The 18,177-nt window shown below is 39.5% G+C and carries 16 protein-coding genes; 10 read left to right on the top strand and 6 right to left on the bottom strand.

Annotated features, from left to right (window positions below; genetic code table 11):
- Nucleotides 1-81: 81 nt before the first annotated feature.
- Both recA and miaB read right to left on the bottom strand, forming a co-directional pair.
- Nucleotides 82-1,155 carry a recombinase RecA gene (gene recA / locus FHK88_RS05385; RefSeq protein WP_227429727.1) on the bottom strand — a complete coding sequence of 358 codons (1,074 nt, stop codon included), beginning with the start codon at nt 1,153-1,155 and terminating at the stop codon, nt 82-84.
- A 241-nt stretch (nt 1,156-1,396) separates the two neighbouring features.
- Nucleotides 1,397-2,893: a tRNA (N6-isopentenyl adenosine(37)-C2)-methylthiotransferase MiaB gene (gene miaB, locus FHK88_RS05380; protein WP_227429726.1), complete on the bottom strand. Its 1,497-nt coding sequence runs from the start codon at nt 2,891-2,893 to the stop codon at nt 1,397-1,399.
- A gap of 656 nt (nt 2,894-3,549) precedes the next feature.
- Between miaB and FHK88_RS05375 the strand changes: the two genes are divergently transcribed.
- The 4 genes from FHK88_RS05375 to FHK88_RS05360 all read left to right on the top strand — a co-directional run bounded on the left by FHK88_RS05375 (nt 3,550) and on the right by FHK88_RS05360 (nt 8,242).
- Nucleotides 3,550-5,538 carry a transglycosylase SLT domain-containing protein gene (locus FHK88_RS05375; protein WP_413680458.1) on the top strand — a complete coding sequence of 663 codons (1,989 nt, stop codon included), beginning with the start codon at nt 3,550-3,552 and terminating at the stop codon, nt 5,536-5,538.
- A gap of 73 nt (nt 5,539-5,611) precedes the next feature.
- Nucleotides 5,612-6,265 (top strand): hypothetical protein, encoded by a 654-nt coding sequence (locus tag FHK88_RS05370; protein WP_227429724.1) that lies wholly within the window; start codon nt 5,612-5,614, stop codon nt 6,263-6,265.
- A gap of 516 nt (nt 6,266-6,781) precedes the next feature.
- Nucleotides 6,782-7,765, top strand: coding sequence for a malate dehydrogenase (locus FHK88_RS05365; protein ID WP_227429723.1), 984 nt, complete (start codon nt 6,782-6,784; stop codon nt 7,763-7,765).
- 237 nt (nt 7,766-8,002) lie between these two features.
- Nucleotides 8,003-8,242 carry a DUF2789 domain-containing protein gene (locus FHK88_RS05360; RefSeq protein ID WP_227429722.1) on the top strand — a complete coding sequence of 80 codons (240 nt, stop codon included), beginning with the start codon at nt 8,003-8,005 and terminating at the stop codon, nt 8,240-8,242.
- 85 nt (nt 8,243-8,327) lie between these two features.
- Here FHK88_RS05360 and purN read toward each other — a convergent pair whose 3' ends face one another.
- Nucleotides 8,328-9,092, bottom strand: a complete 765-nt coding sequence (gene purN / locus FHK88_RS05355; RefSeq protein ID WP_227429721.1) for a phosphoribosylglycinamide formyltransferase — start codon at nt 9,090-9,092, stop codon at nt 8,328-8,330.
- A gap of 41 nt (nt 9,093-9,133) precedes the next feature.
- On the bottom strand, nt 9,134-10,189 hold the full coding sequence (gene purM / locus FHK88_RS05350) for a phosphoribosylformylglycinamidine cyclo-ligase (protein WP_227429720.1): 1,056 nt from the start codon (nt 10,187-10,189) through the stop codon (nt 9,134-9,136).
- 298 nt (nt 10,190-10,487) lie between these two features.
- Between purM and FHK88_RS05345 the strand changes: the two genes are divergently transcribed.
- The 3 genes from FHK88_RS05345 to FHK88_RS05335 all read left to right on the top strand — a co-directional run bounded on the left by FHK88_RS05345 (nt 10,488) and on the right by FHK88_RS05335 (nt 13,404).
- Nucleotides 10,488-11,594, top strand: a complete 1,107-nt coding sequence (locus FHK88_RS05345) for an AI-2E family transporter (RefSeq protein WP_227429719.1) — start codon at nt 10,488-10,490, stop codon at nt 11,592-11,594.
- Nucleotides 11,595-11,813: 219 nt separating this feature from the next.
- Nucleotides 11,814-12,620 carry a DnaA ATPase domain-containing protein gene (locus FHK88_RS05340; RefSeq protein WP_227430063.1) on the top strand — a complete coding sequence of 269 codons (807 nt, stop codon included), beginning with the start codon at nt 11,814-11,816 and terminating at the stop codon, nt 12,618-12,620.
- Nucleotides 12,621-12,753: 133 nt separating this feature from the next.
- Nucleotides 12,754-13,404 (top strand): DUF2057 family protein, encoded by a 651-nt coding sequence (locus FHK88_RS05335; protein WP_227429718.1) that lies wholly within the window; start codon nt 12,754-12,756, stop codon nt 13,402-13,404.
- 93 nt (nt 13,405-13,497) lie between these two features.
- Here FHK88_RS05335 and FHK88_RS05330 read toward each other — a convergent pair whose 3' ends face one another.
- Both FHK88_RS05330 and FHK88_RS05325 read right to left on the bottom strand, forming a co-directional pair.
- On the bottom strand, nt 13,498-13,968 hold the full coding sequence (locus tag FHK88_RS05330) for a Dps family protein (RefSeq protein ID WP_227429717.1): 471 nt from the start codon (nt 13,966-13,968) through the stop codon (nt 13,498-13,500).
- 312 nt (nt 13,969-14,280) lie between these two features.
- Nucleotides 14,281-14,931: a YcxB family protein gene (locus tag FHK88_RS05325; RefSeq protein ID WP_227429716.1), complete on the bottom strand. Its 651-nt coding sequence runs from the start codon at nt 14,929-14,931 to the stop codon at nt 14,281-14,283.
- Nucleotides 14,932-15,231: 300 nt separating this feature from the next.
- Between FHK88_RS05325 and serS the strand changes: the two genes are divergently transcribed.
- From serS to FHK88_RS05310, 3 genes are all read left to right on the top strand, one after another.
- Nucleotides 15,232-16,515 carry a serine--tRNA ligase gene (gene serS, locus FHK88_RS05320; protein WP_227429715.1) on the top strand — a complete coding sequence of 428 codons (1,284 nt, stop codon included), beginning with the start codon at nt 15,232-15,234 and terminating at the stop codon, nt 16,513-16,515.
- Between the two features lie 38 nt (nt 16,516-16,553).
- Nucleotides 16,554-16,961, top strand: a complete 408-nt coding sequence (locus FHK88_RS05315; RefSeq protein ID WP_227429714.1) for a hypothetical protein — start codon at nt 16,554-16,556, stop codon at nt 16,959-16,961.
- 109 nt (nt 16,962-17,070) lie between these two features.
- Nucleotides 17,071-18,120, top strand: coding sequence for an IS481 family transposase (locus FHK88_RS05310; protein WP_227429178.1), 1,050 nt, complete (start codon nt 17,071-17,073; stop codon nt 18,118-18,120).
- The last annotated feature ends 57 nt before the right edge of the window (nt 18,121-18,177 follow it).

Genomic DNA, 18,177 nt, shown 5'->3' with positions numbered 1-18,177 from the left:
CAAAGAGCTACAGATGAAGAATTAAGAGCTTATAGTGAAGGGCAGTCTCTCTTAATTCTTCATTCATAGTAGCGTTAGGGTTTATAGCTCTGCAGATGGATCATCATGATCTTGTGTATTATCTTGTACTTCTGACTCATTGTTATTTGAAGCAGCGCCAGTATTGCTGCTTAGCTTTTCGGCACGTACTTGGGCCTCTATTTCTTCAGCAATAGCTGGGTTGTCTTTTAGGTACTGCACAGAGTTGGCTTTACCTTGCCCAATTTTGCTATCACCATAGCTATACCATGCACCTGCTTTTTTTACGATGCCAATATCAACTCCAAGGTCAATCACTTCTGCCAGATGGTTTGTACCTTCACCATAGGTGATTTCGAACTCAGCTTGGCGGAATGGCGGTGCCATTTTGTTTTTGATGACTTTGACACGAGTCTGGTTACCGACAATATCATCACCATCTTTAACTGAGCCGATACGACGGATATCCATACGTACAGAAGCATAGAATTTTAGGGCATTACCACCAGTTGTGGTTTCAGGTGAGCCAAACATTACCCCAATTTTCATACGAATCTGGTTAATGAAGATAACCATACAGTTTGAGCGTTTGGCATTACCAGTAATTTTACGCAAAGCTTGGCTCATTAGGCGGGCTTGCAAGCCCATATGACTGTCACCCATTTCGCCTTCAATTTCTGCTTTTGGAGTTAGGGCCGCCACAGAGTCAATGACAATCATGTCAATAGCACCTGAGCGTACGAGCATGTCAGTAATCTCTAGTGCTTGCTCACCATTATCTGGCTGAGAGACCAAAAGATCATCTGTATTTACCCCAAGTTTGCGAGCATAGATAGGGTCTAGAGCATGCTCTGCATCAATAAATGCACAAGTGCCCCCTTGTTTTTGACATTCAGCGATGGCTTGTAAGGTTAGGGTAGTTTTCCCTGAACTTTCTGGACCGTAGATTTCGATGATACGCCCTTTGGGTAGTCCACCAATACCTAAAGCGATGTCTAACCCAAGTGAGCCAGTTGATACCACGTCTACATCAAGTGTGGCAGAATCATCACCTAAGTGCATGATAGTATTTTTGCCAAATTGCTTTTCAATTTGACCTAATGCAGCTTTGAGTGCTTTTGCTTTATTTTCGTCCATAATCGTGTCCTATGTCATATATCATGTTAGTTGATTTAGATAGCTAAATTGAATTGTATCTGTATGTGTTGATGTCATTATATGCAAAGCCTGCTTGAGAAGATAGGGGTAAAATCACACTATGCGACGCCTGATGACGTATTATGCAGTCTTAAATAAAAAATAAGCTGTATGAGATGGTTTCATACAGCTTAAAAGTTAGCATTATTAATGACTTACTGTTTTATTTAGTATTTTGTATTTAGCCAAGTATAGAGACTAGCTCTCCTTTGACCATATGTGGACTAACAAACTCAGTAATTTTTATCTGTACAAATTGTCCAATAAGCTCAGATGTTGTTGCTTCTTCACCTTTGGGGTTAGCAAACATCACTGAGCGAGTATTGTCTGCTGTACCTAATAAATGATCTGGGTGACGGTCGGCAACTTGTTCTACTAAGACTCGAACAGTTTGTCCAACCATCTCTTGGGTCTTTTTGAGGGTAGATTGTTTGATGACTTCTTGAAATATGGCTAAGCGTTGTTTTTTGGTATTTAGGCTGACATCATCATATAGCTCGGCTGCGGGCGTACCAGGACGTTTTGAATAAATAAAGCTATAAGAGTGGTCAAAATCTAAGTCTTTTGCGAGTTGTAGTGTTTCTTGGAAGTCCTCTTCAGTTTCACCGGGAAAGCCAATGATAAAGTCACTAGAAAGGTGTATGTCTGGGCGTACAGCTTTGAGTTTATTGATTTGGTTAATATATACATCAATGGTGTGATTACGCTTCATAGCAGCTAAAACTTTATTTGAGCCACTTTGTACTGGTAGGTGCAAATGTGAGACCAGTTGTGGTAGCTTTGCATAAGCATCGATGATGTCATCAGTGAACTCAAGTGGATGACTGGTGGTATAGCGAATACGTTCAATACCATCAATATGTGCGACATAATGCAACAACTCAGAAAAACGGCAAATACTACCGTCATCCTTCTCACCACGATAGCCATTCACATTTTGTCCTAGTAGAGTGACTTCACGCACGCCCTGCTCAGCAAGACTGTCAATCTCTGCTAAGACATCATCAAGTGGGCGAGACAGCTCTTCACCACGAGTATAGGGTACGACACAAAACGAGCAGTATTTTGAACAGCCTTCCATAATAGAAACAAAGGCACGAAACCCTTCTACAGTAGGCTCAGGCAGAAAGTCGAATTTCTCAATACTAGGAAAAGAAACATCTACTGTACCAATACGATTTTTTGGTGCAATATGTTGCTGTTTGGCAGACTTTTCATATAGCTCAGGTAAACGGTGTAATGTTTGAGGGCCAAAAACCATATCAACATAGGGTGCACGTTGCTGAATATTATCGCCTTCTTGAGAGGCAACACAGCCACCAACACCAATGACTAAGTTTGGATTCTTTTCTTTTAACTTACGCCAACGACCTAACTCAGAAAACACTTTTTCTTGAGCTTTTTCCCTGATGGAACAGGTATTCATAATAAGGACATCTGCTTCATTGATATCCGTAGTGACTTGCATACCATGAGAGTCACCAAGCACGTTGCCCATTTTCTCTGAGTCATAGACATTCATCTGGCAACCCTGAGTGGCAATAAAGACTTTTTTAACAGGTGTATCTACACCATGATGCTCATGAGTCTCTATATCTGCGCCATGGGCTGAGTTATAGGTATGCTTTTCCTGATTATCAGTTACCTGAGCTGTTGGATTGAATACAGTTACACTCATAAAGGGTTGTCCATCATAATAAAGATTGGGTCATAAATTACTTAACCTTCTATTATACCATAGTGAAGATAAGCCCGTCATGGTACAGATAGGTGAACAGAGAAGTGATGATGGGTACAGTTACAACTTCTGTACAGCATGGAAAAGTCAGATAGGTAATGTTGCTTTAGTCAGCTATTGTTTGGGCTAGACTTTAAGTAAGCTTAGAGGAGAGTCAACAGGAGCTTGCTATTTTGCTTAAACCTTGTGTGCTGTTTTGAAAAGTAGGTAGAAACACTGCACTTGAATAACCTGATTTAGCATGTAATAAATCACGAACTAAATTGATTGGATATTCATTATTCATTCTGTTAAATCAATATTTTTAAAGGGTTATCATGTATTTTATCTTTGTGTAAAAACTGGATAAATTGAGCTACTCTAGCACTAGTGAACTGGTTTATATCCCCATCTTGAATAAAAACCATCTTTTTTTGTTACCCTAGATATAAGCTGAATTTATCTTGCTTGTTCTGAAGATGAAGGTTGAAAAGACTCTATAGTTTATTATTTTTTTACTAATTAGTTAAAGTATATTTATGAAAAATTATTTAAAAACAAATATTTATGGTGATAGTGCCTCAACTCAAAGGTTACCCGTAAAGTATGGCTATGGGATGGTAGTTTCAGTATTAAGCATGCTAGGCGTTGCTCAAGTAGCATGCGCTCAGTCATCTTATCAAAGTAACTACAATGATACGAGCGTTAGCTACTTTAATGAAGCGGCCACTGCTGCGGATCGGGGTGATATAGGGGCACTATATAACTATGAGCAAATGATGAGTGGTGGATTATTTGCCATGTATCCTGAATACTGGAGACTAAATGATAGTCTTGAGATGCAAAACTCAGCAACAGTGGCTCGTTTTGCTCGTCAGTATGGTGGCAGTGTCATGGCAGAGAAGCTTGCTGCAGATTTTGCAGAAGTGAAGGCAAAGGCAGGTGATTATGCTTCTGTACGTCAAGTGGCAAACTTGGTTGTTAATGCGGATGAAAGTGAAGAGTGTGCACTTGCACTTGGCTACAATCAAGGTGGCGATAGCATACGCTCAATCACAGCCAAAGAGAAAGTGTGGCTAACGACTAAGAAGCAACCAGCGCTGTGTAATCAACTGGCAACTGAGCTTAATAGCAATCCCATTATTACCAATCAAGATCGTTTGGAGCGCTTAAAGCGGATGCTTCGTACAGGTAGTACCGGAGATATTATTGCTCTGTCTGTTCGTCTAGGAGTACCAATCGAATACTCAGCTTTAAGTGAGATACAAAGAAACCCAAATAACTTTCTAAATCGCTTTAAGCAAGAGCCATACAGTCAGTTGAATCAGTATCTATATTTATATGCAATAGGACGGATGGCAGATAAGTCTTATCGCGATGCAGCTTTGCAAGTGGACTATGATATTAGACAAGATAATCAGCGTAGTCAGCATTTGCTTTCGGATGATACCAGACAATATGCCTATCGTATCTTGGGTGTCAAACGTATGAACTATAATACCGATGATGGCTTTAATGAAGAGGCGATCGAGTGGTTTCGTAAAAGTTTGGGGCAGTCATTTAACTTTGAAGAAGCAGAGGACTATGCACAGGCTGCCATTCGCTTTAGTCAATGGGCAGATTTAATCAATGCCATCTCAAGCATGAGTAATACAACTCAAAGAGAGCCAATATGGCAATATTGGCTTGCACGAGCCTACGAGCAAGTTGGTGATGCCAATCAGAAAAATATCGCAAAACAGATTTATCAGACTTTAGCACGTTCTGATGATTATTATGGGCTATTGTCTCGTGATAAAATCGGACAACGCTATCATGTGTCACAATCAGGTGGCAATCAAATGCCAGCAGTGACTGATTATGACCGTCAGCGTGTGAATCAAGACCCTCATTTTGCGCGTGCATTTGCGTTGTATAATGCAGATGCCAGTCGTACATATGCTAATCGTGAGTGGAATTGGGCAGTAAAACAGGCACGAGATAATCGTGACTATGCGTTGATTACAGCAGCTGCTAAACAAGCTTATGATATTGGCTGGCTGGATAGAGCTATCTATGCAATAGAAAGTACAGATGGGTTAAAGTCTTTGGCATTATCACATCCAATGCCTTATCAATCTTCGGTTGTACGTTATAGCCAGTCAGTAGGGATTGACCCTGCATGGGCATATGGCATCATGCGCCAAGAAAGTCGATTTGTGACTTCTGCACGCTCTGGTGTGGGTGCAAGTGGGCTGATGCAGATCATGCCAGCAACGGCAAGATATATTGCTCGCAATCTGGGAGAGCCGTATAGCTCTAGTCGAGCGAATCATGGTGATACCAATATCCGTTATGGTACATGGTATATGAGTGATATATTGGCGAAGCTAAATTATCAGCCTGTATTAGCAACTGCAGGTTATAATGCTGGACCTAATAAAGCAAAACGTTGGCAACCAACATATGGTCAAATGATGGCAGACCAGTATGTTGAAACCATTGCTTACCCTGAAACACGCAACTATGTGAAGCATGTTATGGAAAATGCGACTATTTATAGTAGTTTGCTTGGAAATGCGATGCCTATTTCACAGCGTATGGGTGTGATACCATCTGGTTTCTAACTGGTATATTCAATATACTTGAATAGTAAACTTGAATACTTCAGAGTCTAAATAATGAAAAAATAGAATAGCTATGAATATGATATTCAAGAAGTTCTGGTGGATGACTATGGGTGTTTATGCGTTGATGCTCTATATATTGGTGTTTTATGTTTCAATATATAGCTCTTCGGCTCACGCATCAGAAACAGGTAGACAAATATTGACCTTAGAGATGACACCTGCGATGTGTTTGCTGTATCCCTCACGAGCACAGATGCGTCAATGTCAAGAAGGCTACCGCATGACAGTGTCATCACTAGATCTAGGCTATGACTGTCTATCTAGTACCACACCTGTTTTATCCCCTGTTCAAGAAAAGGTCGTACGCCGTATCATGCCTGATGATACCTTTTTACGTCAGGCATGGCGTCGTCATGGTGCTTGCAGTCCGTTAAGTGCCAGTGAGTATTTTCGCTTAGTGACTCGATATACCAGTGAATTAAAATTACCAGAAGAGATTGCCTCTGGTGACCGCTATTATGTTGATAAAGCGATGTTGCAACAAAAGTTTAGACGATTGAACCCAAGATTAAGAATTGGTCAGATCAATTTTATTTGTCAGCCAGTACAGCAACGGTCTATTTTGACTAAAATACAGATTTGCTATACAGATGGACAAGGTAACTGCTCAAATACGGTAGATACTTGCCCTGATAGGCTGACAATCTGGGGGAACAACGGATAAGGCTAGCACCAAGGGGCGTTCGATGTTACACTTAATCGCTGTACTGACAGGGAGTTAAGTGGGTGCTATTCTGGACTCATTGTAAAAAACATAAAGCAGTCTAAAATAGTTTAAGCCACTGCTTGATACAGATTACAGACTTTAACTGTATTTTGAGTAATGTATTTCCTGAATGAAAGTATAAAGTGGTCTACCTATTATCAATGTTGTATCTTAGGTATGACCTTGCTTGCTCATTTAATGGTTATTAAATGGTAGGCATTGTGTAATAAGGCTAGAAAATATCGTCTATTTAGGGTTTACACAGACTGCATTCAGCGTATGATTAAACACTAAATGGTCACTAAAGTTCAAGTTGACTGATTTGTTCTATATATTTGTTATAGTTAGTTCAAAATAATATAAATAGAAGTCTTGATTGCATGTTGTATTCGTACAATATGCAGGTTTAGTCTTGTGTTTGACTTTAGTTGGATTGGCTATAATTTCCTATCTATAATACATAAGGAGTTTTTTATGAAACAACCCGTTCGAGTTGCCGTGACTGGTGCTGCTGGTAATATTAGCTATGCCATGCTTTTTCGTATTGCATCAGGCGAGATGTTAGGCAAGGATCAGCCTGTTATTTTACAATTATTAGAAATCACACCTGCTCTTGATGCGCTAAAAGGCGTTGTAATGGAGCTAGAAGACTGTGCATTCCCATTATTAGCAGGTATTGTACAAACAGATGATGCTAACGTTGCATTTAAAGATGCTGATTATGCATTATTGGTTGGTGCGCGTCCTCGTGGTCCTGGTATGGAGCGTAAAGACTTACTAGAAGCAAACGCTGCTATCTTCTCAGCTCAAGGTAAAGCATTAAATGATGTGGCTAGCCGTGATGTAAAAGTATTGGTTGTTGGTAACCCTGCTAATACCAATGCTTTAATTGCACAGCGTAACGCACCAGATCTTGATCCACGTAACTTCACTGCCATGACTCGTCTTGACCACAACCGTGGTATGGCACAGCTTGCTGAAGAAACTAACAGCACAGTAAATGACGTGAAAAAAATGATTATCTGGGGTAACCACTCATCAACTCAGTATCCTGATTTGACTGAATGTACCGTTAATGGTAAACCTGCGCTAGAGCAAGTAGACCGTGATTGGTATGAAAACAGCTATATCCCAAGTGTACAGAAGCGTGGAGCTGCGATTATTGAAGCACGTGGTGCATCATCTGCTGCATCGGCTGCTAATGCTGCTATTGCGCATATGCGCACTTGGGCATTGGGTAGCGATGAGAATGATTGGGTCTCTATGGGTGTATACTCAAATGGCGAGTATGGCATCACAGAAGGTCTAATCTACTCATTCCCTTGCACTTGCCAAGATGGTGATTGGAAAATCGTTGAAGGCTTAGATGTGTCTTCTGATTTCTCAAAAGAGAAAATGCAAGCTACTGAGCAAGAGCTAACCGAAGAGCGTGACGCCGTTGCCCATCTACTTCCTTAGTTGATGCTGAGTATTTATTAAGGTTTGATATCTTTAAGGATATTAAGCTTTAATGATATGAGATAGTTAAAGTTAAACAGAGCCTGTCATGTTATTTGACAGGCTTTTTTGATACGCCTCGTAACATAATTGTCTATATTTACAAACAACATTATCAGTGCTAAGTAGTTAAACTGATACTTGGAAGTCAAATCATATGTTTATGATAATTACATACAACAACCAAAGGAGTGAGATATGTTAGGTGAACCAGAATATAGTATGAATGATTTGTTTGCTCAGCTTGGGCTTGAAAGCTCAGATGAAGCTATTGATAAGTTTATTGCTGAACATCAGTTAGAAAAAGATGAAGACTTAGTTGATGCCGACTTTTGGAATGAAAAACAGCGTATGTTTTTACAAGAAGAGTGGAAAATGGATGCTGTTTGGGTAGAAACAATTGATGAGCTAAATGTACGTTTGCATCCAGATGCTTGATTTAGTTAGATAACCTATTTTAAACAGGTTGATGCAGTTGACAAATTGAAAAGGGAGATTGAATATATCAATCTCCCTTTTTTGTTTAGCCAAAAAATTGTAGTGGCAATGGTGGTGTATAAATAGCACTATTGGCATTAGTATGGCTATCAGCTTTAGTCTGTTCACTAGAGCTAGGGACTAAAATAGAGTAGGGTAGAATACCACTGGCAATCAGTTGTATTGTCCACGGTAGTAGGATATGTTCTTGTTTTTGCACTTTGGCTTGTAGGGACTTGCTGTTTTCAGAAGACGCAATTTCTACCACAGCTTGAGTCAATACAGTACCTGCATCCAGCTCGGCTGTGACTACATGCACACTACAGCCATGATAGCGCTCACCTGCATTAAGAACTCGCTGATGAGTATCCAGCCCCTTATAGTTTGGTAGCAAAGATGGATGCAAGTTAATCATCGGTGCTGGTATAGATGCGATAAACTCTGCACCCAATACTCGCATAAATCCTGCCAATACAATCAAATCTGGTTGCCATGTTTGTAATTGCTTAAGTGCATGACGCTCGAAGGTTCGTATACCCATGCATTTTCCAGCTTTTTCACCCGATTGAATATGTGAAAAAATAGCTGTAGCAATGCCAGCTTGTTGCGCACGAGTGATGGCATAGGCATCTTCTTTATTACTAATGACCCCAACAATATCAATTGGCAATTTTTTTGCTTGCATTGCATCAATTAATACTTGCAAGTTACTACCATTACCTGAAACCAGCACCGCCACTTTTAACGGCGATGTGGAAGCAGCGTTATTTTGTTGTGCAAAGTAAGCAGGTGTGGTTACAGATTGGCTCATGCTATGTTCACTTGAGATTGTCATAAGAGTTTGGTCTAAAGTTAACGGTAGATAACAGCATCTGTATCTGCTGTACGGCTGACCATTTTACCAATTTGCCATGCTGTTTCCCCAGCTTGTGTCAGTGTATCAATCGCAAGCTGCACTTGGTCAGCAGGGACAATCACAACAAAGCCTACCCCACAGTTAAAGGTGCGATACATCTCAGCTTGGGCGATGTTACCGTTTTTCTGTAGCCAGTTAAATAGCTCAGGCATCTGCCAGCTTTGGCTATCAATTTGTGCTGATAGATGTTCTGGTAAAACACGTGGCAAGTTTTCTGTCAGTCCACCCCCAGTAATGTGTGACATGGCATGTAGTTTGTCATTCCCCAAGGCTTTTTGCAGTGCTTGGATGGCTTTGACATAGATTTTGGTAGGTGCCATTAATGCTTGTGCTAACGGAACACCATCTAGTTGCTCATCAGTGTTAGTAATATCTACGCCACTAACTTCAATAACTTTGCGAATCAAAGAGTAACCATTTGAGTGTGCGCCACTAGAAGCAATAGCAATAAGAGCATCACCTTCAGCAACAGATTCACCAGTAATCACTTCGGATTCTTCGACCACACCCACACAAAATCCAGCAAGGTCATAGTCTTCTGCTTGATACATACCAGGCATTTCTGCAGTTTCACCACCAATAAGGGCGCATCCAGCTTGTTGGCAACCTTCACCAATACCTGTTACCACTGCGGTTGCTGTATCGACATCAAGCTTTCCTGTGGCGTAATAGTCAAGGAAAAATAAGGGCTCAGCACCACAAACCAATAAGTCATTAACACACATAGCCACCAAATCAATGCCAATGGTGTCATGCATCTGTAAAGCCAATGCCAATTTAAGCTTTGTCCCCACGCCATCTGTACCAGAGACTAAAAGAGGTGAGCGATAACCTTGGGGAATACGACATAATGCACCAAAACCACCCAGTCCACCGACAACTTCTGGACGTGATGTGGCACGAGCGACTGATTTAATACGTTGAACGAGTGCATCACCAGCATCAATATCGACACCAGCATCTTTGTAGCTAAGAGAAGTGGGGGTAGTCATAGAAGTGGATTACCTTTTAGTGATTTTGAAATAAAAGCGTCATGATTGCTTTGTTATCATGACATGGTGTTAGTAGCAAATACTGCAATAAAAATGTTAAATGGTATATGTATGAGGCAGTTCTGGTATGCATTATACGATAGGTAAAATACTGGCATAGCAAAGATTTTTATAGAACTGTCTTATTATATAGAAGTTTTATATAAAAATTAGTAACAAAAAATGACTAAAACCAACGCATTTTTACGGTAATGTGACATTCTTAAAATCTTAACACGTAACCATTGGTAGAGTCAGCATGCCCATACGCTCCATTGATCCATTTTTTCGCCGAGCTTTTATTGTAACAGCGATTGTGTGTAGTTTGTATATTCTTTACTTATTAACACCAGTTATTATTCCTTTTTTTAGTGCATTTGTTTTGGCATATTTGGTAAATCCGCTGGTGACTAGATTATCTCGGTATATGCGTCGCTGGATAGCAATTATTGTGGTGTATTTGGCAATTACTATTGGTGTTTTAGTGTTCTTATGGTGGTTAGTGCCGACAGTATGGGTTCAGTTGCAGGCATTATGGGAATATTTACCACGCGCAGTATCATGGTATAACAATACTGCTAGAGAATGGGTAGAAGGAAAAAGTGGTAATCGGTTGCATCTACCATTATTAGAATCACATGTGTTATCTGAGACCATGGTACAGTATCTTGGTACAAACTATGACGTACAAGATGCGCAGTCATTAATGAGAAAAGTGCTGACTTCAGGTCTAACACTGGTGAACAATGCAGGTATGATTGTGTTGTTACCCATCTTGACCTTTTATTTTTTATTCAACTGGGATAAGCGTTTACAACAATGGAAAATGTCTTTACCAAAACAGTATGCTAATAAAATCCTTGAAATTACCAAAGATTGTGATAAAGCATTGATGTCTTTTGTGAAAGGGCAGTTATTGGTAATGATTTTGTTAGGTATTATTTATGCAGTGCAGTTAGAGTTAATTGGACTGGATTTAGGCTTAACGATTGGGATGATTGCAGGTATTGCCAGTTTTGTTCCTTATCTGGGTTTTGGTATTGGTTTTATTGCAGCGATTGTCGCTGGTATTTTCCAGTTTGGTGCCGATTGGGTATATCTTGGATTGATTATTGGTGCATTTATGGTAGGGCAGGCGATAGAAGGTTATATCCTACAGCCACTCTTATTGGGCGATAAAATTGGCTTATCTCCATTGTGGGTTATTTTTTCGGTATTAGCAGGTGCTGCTTTATTAGGATTTGTGGGTATGCTGATAGCTTTGCCAGTTTCTGCTGTCTTAAATGTTTTATTTAAGCATGCGTATGCAGCATATATGAAGAGTGATCTTTATAAGGGAAAGCGTCAGCTAAAACTATTTGATTAGAGGCTGGTCAGGTACTTACGCTTTGCTCTTGGTCTTTGGTAAAAGAATGTGATATAAATAAGCCTGAATAATAGCTGTTTGTTATATTTTTGGTTGCCTGTTAGTTATTTACGATTACTGGATGAATATAGATATATCATGGTATTAATGGAAATATGCCATGAGATAATGGATTGATATAGTTACACAATCTCACCTATTACAATGAGTACTTTGAATATGGTAGATGCTCAGCTTAGTCTGAATCTGGATGTAAAACGTGATGCAAGTCTAAGTGATTTTGCAGGGCCGGGCTGGTCGACGATTATTGACGCCATACGTCAGTTGCATATTGGTCTGGTTGGACAGTTATACATTTATGGTAGCCCAGCAACAGGTAAATCACATTTGCTATCAGCAATTTGTGAATCTTATCTAGAGATGGATAGAAAAGCAATTTGTTTATCTTTAAGTGAATTGATTCAGACGGACGTGAGCGTTTTGGCATCCTTAGAGAGCTTTGAGATTATTGCTATTGATGATTTAGAAGCGATACGTTTTAGTCGGGCATGGCAAGAAGCAATATTTCATTTGATTAATCGTAGCCGTGAAGGTAAAAGTCAGCTGGTTTTTGCAGCTCAAACGCCTGCCAGTGAGTTACCTTTTGAGTTACCAGATTTATTAACTCGGTTGATACAAGCACCTGCTTTTCGTGTGCCAGAAGGACACCATATAGAAGATCGGCAGGCAATGCTAAATTCTATCTTGCGCCGGCGTGGTTGGCAGTTTGACCAGCGAATCACAGAGCATTTGCTCAATGAAGGTCCTCATCGTATTGGTGGCATGATAGATATATTGAACTTTATTCAGCCCATGTTCTCAAACTTACATCGTGCGCATGTATCAAAAGCAGTAATTAGTGAGGCGATACGTCTGATTGATGAGCAGACCTTGACGGCTGAGCTGGCAGATATTCATCAAGAAATACAGGCAGATTATCGTGAGAAGAGTCAGTTTGATGATGATAATATGACTTTTGATTTTTAAAAGCAGCTTTTTATTTAACAGACCCTAGTATTATTGCTTATTATTTTTCCCCAACCTCGTTTTGTTGATATGTTATCTTTGTCATTACACTTAGGGACAAAACGTTTTTATATAATAAATTTTAGGATAATTTATGAAATATCAAACATTAGTCGGCGCTATTTCACTTGGTATCGCTACGATGATAACGACAGTTTCAGCACAAGCAGCAGTGACTTTATTGGTTGATGATAATATTAAGGTAACCGCACTTAATGGTCAGGAAGTTAAACAAGGTTTGTTTCAGCCACTGACCAAAGAATTTACCTTAGAGCCTGGTAAGCATGTGATTACTGCAAAATATGATCGTCTTTATGACCTATCTGGAGATAATCATGATTATTTACGTTCAGGGCATATCAGTGTGAGTGCTGATTTGGTAGATAATCAAACCTACCGTTTAACCATGCCTGGGCAACCAGAAGCTTATCGAGAAGCAAAGGAATATGCTGAGCATCCAACATTGGCTATCCAGCAAGGTAATACTATCATTGCTCAACAAGAAAGTATTAATAACTCAGGTGGTGGTTTCTTATCTGGCATTTCTAGTGCAATAGGTGGTATGTTTGGTGGTAATAAGGCACAAGCAACCAATCAGCAAGCCATCGCTGCGCTTGAAACATCAAATCCATCGGCTAATAATGTAAATGTGAATAACACCAGCACATTAGATAAGTTTATGCAATTATGGCTACAAGCTTCTCCAGAAGAGCGTGAAAAAATCCGCCAATGGGTACAAGAATGATGATGTAAAAGAATACTCATTCTAAATTTTCACTACAAAAAATGCCCATCTGTTAAGATGGGCATTTTTTTATACTTTAAATTTGGACACTCATTAACCTAAGAAAGCATTATACATCCAGATAAGTTTTTCTTGCTCTTGCACATACTCAGTTACTAGGTCAGAAGAGCCTTGGTCTTCAACAGCTTCTGCAGCTTCTGCAACAGCACGTTGTTCAGTAATCAGCTCTTGCAAGCCATTTACTAGACCTTCAACACATTGACGACCATCAAAGACGTTTTTGTCTTCTTTGATGCTAGAGTGTTGAGCAAAGTCGCTATAAGCGTGTAGTGGTGTGCCACCTAAAGTTAAGATACGCTCTGCAATCTCATCAATTTGTAACTGTAGGGCAGTATATAGCTCTTCAAATTTCACATGAAGTGAGAAGAAATGCTCACCCTTTACATTCCAGTGGTAGCCACGAACATTGATATAAAAAATGTGGTAGCTTGATAGTAAGTCGTTAAGTTTCTCAATAACATTGCTCATGTCTTTGGTTTCTAGACCAATTTGATTGGTACTCATAATATTATCCTTATAGTAAATGTGGTGTGAATTCATTTGATTAAAGTATTGATATGATTCATAGAATCGCTAGGATTATATCTAAATAGTGCAGTGGTATTGTGGAAATACTGTTATTTAAATATTAACTAGGATACTCATTTTGACAACAACACTGTGTTTGATAGCTTTGCTAAAAGCCATCACTCACTCATTGTTATCATGAATCGCTATCTCTCAATCACGGTGTAATAATAACAAAAAATCAGTGTTGAGTTAAATAAATCATATATAATAATTCTATATATTTTTTTAATCGCTATCTGTGTGCTGTTACTGGGTGATATTTTCCGTTTGTAGACCGCGAGTAGGAACAACTTCTTTTAGGTGTTTACGTACTGTGTCAAAGGGAAATTTTTGTGTCTGTAAGCGTTTAGGAATGATTTGACTGCCTTTTTGACCTTTTAGTTCAAATAGCATAAATAGGTAGTCATCAGTTTCTTCCCAACTGGTAATGGCGCTCCAAGGAATGACAGCTTGTTGTTGACTACTGGCTCGCATTTGCATACCACGCATGGCTTTAGGTTGTACACCAGCATTGGGCGCAGGCATTGATATTACTAAACCATGCTGTTGTACACCTAATTTTAGGCTTTTCATTTCTTCAGGCATGTGTTGCTCTGCCATTTGTTTTTCAAACTCTTGCTTGACATACCAGCGCATACCAATGGTACGGATAACCAAATACAAGACTACTAAAACTAACATAACCCAAAATAAAATCGTTGAGTATCCTGAAACAAAAACTAAGCCAGCAATGGCAAGAGCGACCACAACAGCAATGACAATCCATTCTTTGGTTTTGAGCGTGTTAAGTCCGTAGGAGGAGTTGCTTTGCTCAAATAGCTCTAGCTGTGCTTGTTTAAATTCAGTTTCAGTTAGGTTTAAGGCAACGGGTTGAAGCGTGTAAGGATACAATGCCATGAGAATGCTCAGTGTTAGATATCAATGATATGAAAGAAAAATAATAAGAAAAGTTTATTAGCGTGTATCTTACCGAAATCGTGCTTTAAATGAAACCTATAAGTATAAACTTAGCCAAAGCAATGCAAAAAATAGCAAGTAAAAAAGGAGTAAAAGTAGTCAAAAACAGTGTGGCTTGCTATGATAGTGAGTCAAGAGTTGAGCATACTAAGTATGCTCATTATTTTTTATTACAGCCACTTTTTTATTATTATTAAATTATTAATAGTTATTTATCAGCAATTTATAGTAGGCAAATTTATGATTGACCCAAAACTATTACGTCAGGATTTAGAAACCTTAAAACAACGCTTAGCCGCTCGTGGTTATGAGCTAGATACTTCATTTTGGCAACAAGTGGAATCAGAGCGTAAATCCTTACAGGTGAAGACCGAGGAGCTACAGGCTAAGCGTAATGCTGGTGCAAAACAAGTTGGTATCCTGAAAAAAAATGGTGAAGATGCCAGTGAGCTATTAGAGCAGATGCAGGCAATCAGTGGTGATATTAAGCAAGCGGAAGAGGATTTGCGTAGCCTACAGGAGCGTATCAATACTGCTGCTCTGCAAATTCCTAATCTACCTGCTGAGGGTGTGCCAGTGGGTGCAGATGAGTCTGAAAATGTTGAGATTCGCCGTTGGGGTGAGCCACGTAAGTTTGACTTTGCAATCAAAGATCATACCGATATTGGTGAGCAACTTGGGTTATTAGACTTTGAGGCAGCAGCAAAACTTACTGGTAGCCGTTTTAATGTGTTAAAAGGACAACTGGCACAGATGCACCGAGCATTAATCCAGTTTATGCTTAACACGCATACGCAAAAATATGGCTATACCGAAACTTATGTGCCGTATATTGTCAACTCTGACAGTCTGCAAGGCACAGGGCAGTTGCCAAAATTTGAAGAAGATTTATTTAAACTGACCAATCATACGAATAACGATGAGATGGGCTTTTATCTGATTCCAACTGCTGAAGTACCCATGACTAATTTGGTACGAGGTGAGCGTCTGGAAGCCAGTGAATTACCACTTAAATTTACTGCACATACCCCCTGTTTTCGTAGTGAAGCAGGCTCACATGGGCGTGATACACGTGGACTGATTCGTCAGCATCAGTTTGAAAAAGTAGAAATGGTTAATATTGCAACGGCGGCTCAGTCTGATGAGCTACTTGAGGCGATGACGGGGCAGGCGGAGTACATTTTACAGCAGTTAGAATTACCATATCGTGTGGTGCAGTTATGTACGGGTGATATGGGCTTTAGTGCGCAAAAGACCTATGACATTGAAGTATGGTTGCCTAGCCAAGATACGTATCGTGAAATCTCTAGTTGTTCAAACTGTGGTGACTTTCAGGCACGACGTATGGGTACACGAGTAAAAGAGGGCAAAAAGACGGAGCTGGCACATACATTAAATGGTTCTGGCTTGGCAGTAGGTCGTACTTTGCTTGCAGTGATGGAAAATCACCAAAATGAAGATGGTAGTATTACCATTCCTGAGGTATTACGTCCATTTATGGGTGGAGCAGAGAAGATTGGTTAGCCAGTTATTCTTTTTAAAAATAAAGCAAGGGTCATTAAATGAATGAGCCTTATCATAATAGCTGGCAAGTTGATACGACTTGTCGGCAATTGCGTTATTCACAATATTTAATCTATGGTCAAAGTCAGGGTGATAATTTGCTCGGCTTTGCAATCGATGTGAATGCTTATGTCTGTGATGAAAAGATTTGCTTTTTTGTGAGTGCAGAGCGATTGGATAATCCTGATTGTATGTTGGTTTTGCATTGTCAGTTTGCTAAACAAGTTAATATGCAGTTTATGGCGGATTATTTGCAACAGAAATGGCTAAAATATATTCGTTATTCTGAGTTTGAAAAGCATCATATTGAGTGGGTCGATGATGAGTTGCATTTTTATTATGTGACTTGTAGTCGCTCAGGTAGTGATTCAGGATTGGGAGTGACAGGAAAGATAGTAGCTCGGTAGGTATATAGTGTACTAGTCTCAACCTAATCTGACAATCACACTTTAAAAAAGAGTGTGTTACCCAAATTGATGAAGATGTCTAAACTTTATCAAATAAGGAATAACACACATGAACCATTCTAGCACAAATAGTAATCCAATCATCAAACACAGAGCAGGCTTACTAAACTTAGCTCAAGAGCTAGGTAACGTCTCTAAAGCTTGTAAAATAATGGGGGTCTCTCGAGACACCTTTTATCGCTATAAAGAAATGGCAGACAACGGCGGTATAGGCGCATTAGTGAATCAATCAAGGCGAGTACCTAACCTTAAGAATCGAGTTGATGAGTCCACAGAACAAGCTGTCATACAACATGCCATAGACTATCCTGCTCACGGTCAGCACAGAACCTCTAATGAACTTAGAAAAGTAGGTATTTTTGTTTCAGGCAGTGGTGTACGTTCTATATGGTTAAGACACAACCTAGAAAACTTCAATAAACGTTTAAAGGCATTAGAGGCAAAAGTAGAAGCCGAAGGCATCCTCTTATCTGATGAGCAAATATCAGCACTTGAAAAGAAAAAACTAGACGATGAAGCATCTGGTGAGATTGAAACAGCACATCCAGGCTACCTAGGCTCACAAGATACTTTCTATGTCGGTCATTTAAAAGGCGTTGGACGTGTTTATATGCAGACCTTTGTAGATACTTATTCGAAGGTAGCACATGCTAAGTTATATAATACCAAAACACCGATTACAGCTGCTGATTTACTCAATGATAAGGTATTGCCGTTTTATCAAGAGCATGAGTTACCGATGCTTAGAATATTAACAGATAGAGGTACTGAGTATTGCGGTAAGGTAGAACAACATGATTATGAGCTTTATTTGGCTATCAATGATATAGATCATACTAAGACTAAAGCCAAATCCCCGCAAACCAATGGTATTTGTGAGCGGTTTCATAAGACTATCTTACAAGAGTTTTATCAAATTGCTTTTCGAAAGAAGATTTACGATAATCTAGAGTCTCTACAAGCTGATTTAGATGATTGGCTTGTTTATTATAATTATGAAAGAACTCATCAAGGTAAGATGTGCTGTGGTAGAACACCTATGCAAACGCTTACTGAGGGTAAATCCGTTTGGGCACAAAAGAATTTAGCTCAAATATAACCTGACATCTTGACCGTCAATTTGGGGGTACTGTCAGATTAGGTTTGAGCTAGTACA

Origin of the sequence: Psychrobacter sp. I-STPA6b, assembly GCF_020662265.1 — a bacterium.
Lineage (GTDB): Bacteria > Pseudomonadota > Gammaproteobacteria > Pseudomonadales > Moraxellaceae > Psychrobacter.
Note: the sequence above shows the minus strand (reverse complement) of the source record. Positions and strands in the feature narration are given on the sequence as shown.

Coding starts and splice junctions, on each gene's coding strand:
- recA (WP_227429727.1), bottom strand. CDS start 1,155: ATGGACGAAAATAAAGCAAAAGCACTCAAAGCTGCATTAGGTCAAATT.
- miaB (WP_227429726.1), bottom strand. CDS start 2,893: ATGAGTGTAACTGTATTCAATCCAACAGCTCAGGTAACTGATAATCAG.
- FHK88_RS05375 (WP_413680458.1), top strand. CDS start 3,550: ATGGTAGTTTCAGTATTAAGCATGCTAGGCGTTGCTCAAGTAGCATGC.
- FHK88_RS05370 (WP_227429724.1), top strand. CDS start 5,612: ATGAATATGATATTCAAGAAGTTCTGGTGGATGACTATGGGTGTTTAT.
- FHK88_RS05365 (WP_227429723.1), top strand. CDS start 6,782: ATGAAACAACCCGTTCGAGTTGCCGTGACTGGTGCTGCTGGTAATATT.
- FHK88_RS05360 (WP_227429722.1), top strand. CDS start 8,003: ATGTTAGGTGAACCAGAATATAGTATGAATGATTTGTTTGCTCAGCTT.
- purN (WP_227429721.1), bottom strand. CDS start 9,092: ATGAGCCAATCTGTAACCACACCTGCTTACTTTGCACAACAAAATAAC.
- purM (WP_227429720.1), bottom strand. CDS start 10,189: ATGACTACCCCCACTTCTCTTAGCTACAAAGATGCTGGTGTCGATATT.
- FHK88_RS05345 (WP_227429719.1), top strand. CDS start 10,488: ATGCCCATACGCTCCATTGATCCATTTTTTCGCCGAGCTTTTATTGTA.
- FHK88_RS05340 (WP_227430063.1), top strand. CDS start 11,814: ATGGTAGATGCTCAGCTTAGTCTGAATCTGGATGTAAAACGTGATGCA.
- FHK88_RS05335 (WP_227429718.1), top strand. CDS start 12,754: ATGAAATATCAAACATTAGTCGGCGCTATTTCACTTGGTATCGCTACG.
- FHK88_RS05330 (WP_227429717.1), bottom strand. CDS start 13,968: ATGAGTACCAATCAAATTGGTCTAGAAACCAAAGACATGAGCAATGTT.
- FHK88_RS05325 (WP_227429716.1), bottom strand. CDS start 14,931: ATGGCATTGTATCCTTACACGCTTCAACCCGTTGCCTTAAACCTAACT.
- serS (WP_227429715.1), top strand. CDS start 15,232: ATGATTGACCCAAAACTATTACGTCAGGATTTAGAAACCTTAAAACAA.
- FHK88_RS05315 (WP_227429714.1), top strand. CDS start 16,554: ATGAATGAGCCTTATCATAATAGCTGGCAAGTTGATACGACTTGTCGG.
- FHK88_RS05310 (WP_227429178.1), top strand. CDS start 17,071: ATGAACCATTCTAGCACAAATAGTAATCCAATCATCAAACACAGAGCA.